The 5,343-nt window shown below is 75.8% G+C and carries 5 protein-coding genes and 1 pseudogene; 1 reads left to right on the top strand and 5 read right to left on the bottom strand.

All coding sequences use genetic code 11. From position 1 onward, the window contains the following. The 5 genes from NCC78_RS26940 to NCC78_RS26920 form a co-directional block, all read right to left on the bottom strand. The coding region (locus NCC78_RS26940; protein WP_250797974.1) for an ROK family protein at positions 1–987 on the bottom strand (987 nt) is incomplete at its 3' end. A gap of 169 nt (positions 988–1,156) precedes the next feature. Beyond that, entirely contained in the window at positions 1,157–1,945 is a 789-nt protein-coding gene (locus tag NCC78_RS26935) for a putative protein N(5)-glutamine methyltransferase (protein ID WP_250797973.1), read from the bottom strand. Between the two features lie 149 nt (positions 1,946–2,094). Next, a complete protein-coding gene (locus NCC78_RS26930; protein WP_250797971.1) occupies positions 2,095–3,216 on the bottom strand; it encodes a cystathionine gamma-lyase in 1,122 nt (373 codons plus the stop codon). Beyond that, positions 3,213–4,211, bottom strand: coding sequence for an NAD(P)H-dependent glycerol-3-phosphate dehydrogenase (locus NCC78_RS26925; RefSeq protein ID WP_250797969.1), 999 nt, complete (start codon positions 4,209–4,211; stop codon positions 3,213–3,215). The genes NCC78_RS26930 and NCC78_RS26925 overlap by 4 nt, the downstream gene beginning before the upstream one ends. Then, positions 4,208–4,948, bottom strand: coding sequence for a lysophospholipid acyltransferase family protein (locus tag NCC78_RS26920; RefSeq protein ID WP_250797968.1), 741 nt, complete (start codon positions 4,946–4,948; stop codon positions 4,208–4,210). Before NCC78_RS26920 ends, NCC78_RS26925 begins: the two co-directional genes overlap by 4 nt. A 128-nt stretch (positions 4,949–5,076) precedes the next feature. Here NCC78_RS26920 and NCC78_RS26915 point away from each other — a divergent pair. Then, positions 5,077–5,343, top strand: a pseudogene (locus NCC78_RS26915) (2-phospho-L-lactate guanylyltransferase); the annotation flags it as partial.

The raw sequence follows: 5,343 nt of genomic DNA, 5'->3' as shown, positions 1-5,343 counted from the left end.
CCCCCGCGCGCCGGCCATGTCACGCTCCGGCACCAGGGCGAAGGTGGCCACCGCGGCCTGCTCCGCGCGAAGCACCGTGTGCTCGCGTACGGTCGCGAGGAACCAGTCGCGGAACTCCGGCGCCGCCTCCACCACCCCGCCCCCGACGAAGTACGCGTGCGGGTCGGTGAAGTTCGCCGCGACGGTGAAGAGCCGGCCCAGCGCCATCGCCTGCTGGGTGAAGACCTCCCGGGCCAGCGCGTCGCCCCGCTCGCCGAGGCCCCGGACCAGCTTCGCCGCCCGAGCCGGCGGCTCGACGGCCAGCGGATGGTCCGGAAACCGGGTCAGCCAGTACGGCAGCAGGTTCCGCTCGATGGCGGTCAGCGAGGCGACGCTCTCCACGTCCCCGGCGAAGCCGCAGGCGCACGTCGGCACGGCCTGACCCGGTGCGAGCAGCCCGTCCGTCGGGATGTGCACGTGCCCCAGCTCGCCCGCCATGCCGGCCGCCCCGGCGATCACCCGGCCACCCTCCACGACCCCGCCGCCGAGCCCGGTGCCGACGATGGCCGAGACCGACGACCGGCGCATCGCCTCCGCACCGAAGTACGCGTGGTGGGCGTAGAGCGCGGCGGCGTTCCCGTCGTTGTGGTAGACGACCGGCAGACCCAGTCGCCGCTCCAAGGCGCCGCGCACGTCGTAGCCGCGCCAGGCCGGCTGGGAGAAGTTGGTCGACCCGCGCGAGGAGATGACCCCAGCGGCGCTCGCCGGGCCCGGGGTGTCCAGCCCGACCGCGCGTACCAGCTCGCGCGGCACCCCGGTGAGCGCCAACACCCCGTCAAACGCGCGGGCCAGGGCCTCGATCGCCGCCTCCGGGCCGACCAGGACCTCGCTGGGGTTCTCCACCAGGCCGTCGACCAGGAACCGGCCGTCCAGGGTGAGCACCGTGGCGTTGTTGCTGGTGCCCCCGTTGTCCAGCCCGACGACCACCGGCACACCCGCACTGCCCACGAAGAACCGCCTCCCGCCGTCGCGACCTGACGTGAGGTTAGTTCCCCTCCCTCGCCGCCGCCACGCCCCTCTGCTCGCCGGTACCGGGACGGCCGTGGCTGGTTGATCTCCGATCACGACGGCGGGTCCCGGGGCGGCGAGGCGGGAGGGGCGGGTGGGGTCAGGTAGGTCAGGCGGGGCGGCGGGCGGTGACGGCGGTGGCGTCGAGGTCGTCGTCGCAGGTCACCGTGGGCGCCAGGCCCGCCCGGGTCAGGACGGCGCAGAGCGCGTCGGCCTGCGCCTCGCTCGTCTCCACCACCAGGTGCCCGCCCGGTGCCAGCCAGCGCGCCGCGCCCTCGGCCACCCGGCGCAGCACGGCCAGCCCGTCCGGGCCGCCGTCGAGGGCCACCGGCGCCTCGTGCAGCCGCGCCTCGGACGGCATCAGCGCCACCGTCGCCGTCGGCACGTACGGGGCGTTGGCCACCACCAGGTCCAGCCGGCCCCGCCACCGCGCCGGCAGCGGGTCGTAGAGGTCGCCGTGGAAGACCGGGACGGACAGCCCGGCGAGGTTGCGCCGGGCGCAGGCCACCGCGGCGGGGTCGATGTCGGCGGCGGCCAGCCAACGCGGCGCGAGCCGGCGGGCCAGCGCCACGGTGGTGGCGCCGGAGCCGCAGCAGAGGTCGACCACGGCCGGCGCGGGACCGGTCACCCCGGCGGCGGCGGAGACCAGCAGGGCGGTCCGCCCGCGGGGCACGAAGACGCCGGGGTCGACGGCGACGCGTACGCCGCAGAACTCCGCCCAGCCGAGCAGATGCTCCAGCGGCAGCCCGGCGACCCGGCGGTCGACCAGGTCGGCCAGCACGTGCGGCGAGTCGGCGGCGGCGATGAGCAGGTCCGCCTCGTCCTCGGCGTAGACGCAGCCGGCGGCGCGCAGCCGGTGCACGAGGGCGGGACGGTCGGGACGGAAGGAGACTGCCATGGTGGACCTCCGGGAACGTTCGTCGACGCTCCCGGCCCGCCGGTTCAACCGGCGGCGCGGACGCGGAGGGGAGCGTCGGTCCTGCCTGTCGGGTGGATCGGACTCACCTCCTCGGTTCGGGGCCCCACACGGGCCGGGACGACCATAACTCAGCCGGTGGCGTCCAGCGCGGCGGTCACGTCGGCGACCAGGTCGACGGTGTCCTCCACGCCGCAGGAGAGCCGGACGAAGCCGGGCGGGGTGTCGTCACCCCACTGGGCCCGCCGGTCGGCGGTGGTGTGCAGGCCGCCGAAGGAGGTCGCCGCCGCCACCAGCCGGGCCGCGTCGAGGAACCGGCCGACCCGCTCGGCGTCGCCGAGGTCGAAGGAGAGCACCCCCGGCATCCGTCGCATCTGGACCGACGCCACCGGGTGGGCCGGGTCCCCGGGCAGGCCGGGCCAGCGCAGCCCCGTCACGTCGGCCCGCCCGGCGAGCAGTCCGGCCAGCGCCTCGGCGTTGGCGGTCTGCCGGGCCAGCCGCAGGTCGAGGGTGGCCAGCGAGCGGTGCGCGAGCCAGGCGTCGAACGCGCCGGGCACCGCGCCGGTGACGGTCCGCCAGGCGGTCACCGCGTCCAGCAGCTCCGCGGCGCGGCCGGCGACGTAGCCGAGCAGCAGGTCGGAGTGGCCGGTCAGCGCCTTGGTGCCGGAGGCGACTACCAGGTCGGCCCCGAGGTCGAGCGGGCGCTGCCCGAGTGGCGTGGCGGTGGTGTTGTCCACCGCCACGAGGGCGCCGCCGGCGTGCGCCCGGGCCGCCAGCGCGGGCACGTCGGCGACGTCCAGGCCCGGGTTGGCGGGGGTCTCCAGCAGCACCAGGCGTACGCCGTCGAAGGACGGGTACGGGCCGGCGGTCGGGGCGAAGAGCACGCGTACCCCGATCCCCGCCAGGGTGTCGGTGGCGAACGCCCGGACCGGGAAGTAGCCGTCCGACGGGAGCACCACCGTGTCCCCCGGCTTCAGCACCGCCAGCAGCAGGCCGGTGATCGCGGCCTGCCCGCTGGCGAAGACCCGACAGTCGCCCCCCTCCAGCTCGCCGATCGCCGCCTCCAGCAGGCGTCGGGTGGGGTTGTCCGGCCGGCCGTACCCGTTCGGCGTCGCCGCCGGCCCCGCCCACGGGTCGAGGTGGTACGGCGCGGCGAAGACCGGCCCGGGCAGGAACGGCTGGCCCGGCGTCGGCTCGGGCAGGCCGGCGCGCACGCACCGGGTGCCGTCGTGGTCCTCGCTCACGTCGCTCACTCCGGCTTGGTGGTGCGGCTCATCAGGGCGTCGACGGCGAGCCGCGGGTCGACCCCCTCGTGGCAGACCAGCTCGACCTGTTCGGTGATCGGCATCTCCACCCCGTGCGCCCGGGCCAGGTCCCGGATGGCCAGCGCGCTCTTGACTCCCTCGGCGGTCTGCCGGGTGGCCACCCGGGCCTCCTCCAGCGTCGCGCCCCGGCCCAGGTGCTCGCCGAAGGTGCGGTTGCGGGCCAGCGGCGAGGAGCAGGAGGCCACCAGGTCACCCAGGCCGGCCAGGCCGGCGAAGGTGAGCGGGTCGGCGCCGAGGGCCACCCCCAGGCGGGCGGTTTCGGCGAGCCCTCGGGTGACCAGCATCGCCCGGGTGTTGTCGCCGAAGCCCATCGCGGTGGCGATCCCGTACGCCAGGGCGATCACGTTCTTCACCGCGCCGCCCAGCTCGCAGCCGATCACGTCGTCGTTGGTGTACGGGCGGAAGTACGGCGTGGTGATCGAGCGCTGCACCAGCGTGGCCCGGTAGGAGTCAGCGCACGCGACCACGGTGGCCGCCGGTTGCTCGGCGGCGATCTCCGGGGCGAGGTTGGGGCCGGAGACCACCACGACCCGGTCGGCCGCCACCCCGGCGGTCTCCACGATCACCTCGCTCATCCGCTTGGTGGTGCCGAGTTCGATGCCCTTCATCAGCGAGACCAGGGTGGCGTCGGGGTGCAGGTGCCCCGTCCACTCGGCCAGGTTGCCGCGCAGCGTCTGCGACGGCACGGCCAGCACCACCACCTCGGCGCCGGAGATCGCCTCGGCGGCGTCCCCGGTCGCCGTCACCCGCCCGGGCAGCACCAGGCCCGGCAGGTACTCCGGGTTGCGCCGCTCGGCACGGATCATGTCGGCGACCGGCCGCCGGCGCGCCCAGACGGTGACGTCCCGGCCGGCGTCGGCGAGGATCTTGGCGAACGCCGTCCCCCACGACCCGGCCCCCAGCACCGCCACATGGCCGCTCACGCCGCCGCCTCCGGACGCTGCTCGCGGCCGACGGCCGGCCGGGCGGGTCGTTCCCACAGCGGTGGCGGGGTGCCGCCGCGGATCTCGGCGAGCAAATCACGCAGCCGCATCATGATGGTGTCGGTCATCTCCTCGAGTACGGCTCTCGTCGGGGTGGCGCCGGCCCACGCGCTCAGGTCGACCGGCGGGCCGGCGACCACGGTCACCGGGATCCGCGGCCGCGGGTTCAGCCGGGAGGTACGCGGGTCGAAGATCCGCTCCGGGCCCCACATGGCCACCGGGATCACCGGCGCGCCGGTGGCCAGCGCGAGCCGGGCCGCCCCGGTCTTGCCCTTCATCGGCCACAGGTGCGGCTCGCGGGTGGTGGTGCCCTCCGGGTAGATCACCACGGCACCGCCCTCGGCGAGCGCCGCGACCAGGGCGTCCAGCGACTTCACCGCGTCGACGCTGCCGCGCTCGACGGGGATCTGCCGGCAGCGGTGCAGGATCCAGCCGACCACCGGGACCCGGAACACGCTGGCCTTGCCGAGGAACTGCGGCCAGCGTCCGGCGTCGTAGACGAAGTGCGCGGAGACCAGCGGGTCGGCGTGCGAGATGTGGTTCGGCACGATGATCACACCGCCGTCGCGCCGGAGGTGCTCCATGCCGCGCCAGGTGCGCCGGGTCCAGACGGTCATCACCGGCTTGACCAGCACCACGGCGAACCGTTGCCAGAACCCCAGCTTCCGCCGTGTCACCGCGCCTCCTCGTACCGCCCCGCACCGCACCGGATCCGCGTCCGGCGTCACCCGCAGCGGAAATCATGCCTGCTCGCCCCCGGTCCGGCCAGTGAGGGTACCGCCGTCCGACTGGCAGGATTGTGGGCGTGAGTCAGCCGAGGTGGACCGTGGTGGTTCCGGTGAAGCCCCTCGCCGCCGCGAAGAGCCGGTTGCGGGGCGCGCTGCCGGCCGTACCGCACGAGGTGCTGGCGCTGGCCCTGGCGGCCGACACGGTCCGCGCGGTGCGGGCCTGCCCGGCGGTGGCCGAGGTGCTGGTGGTCACCGACGACGACCGGGTGGCGGCTGTGGCGCGCCGGGCGGGCGCCCGGGTGCTGCCGGACGCCCCGGACGCCGGGCTGAACGCCGCGTTCCGG

This window comes from Micromonospora phytophila (assembly GCF_023656545.1).
Classification (GTDB): domain Bacteria; phylum Actinomycetota; class Actinomycetes; order Mycobacteriales; family Micromonosporaceae; genus Micromonospora; species Micromonospora phytophila.
Note: the sequence above shows the minus strand (reverse complement) of the source record. Positions and strands in the feature narration are given on the sequence as shown.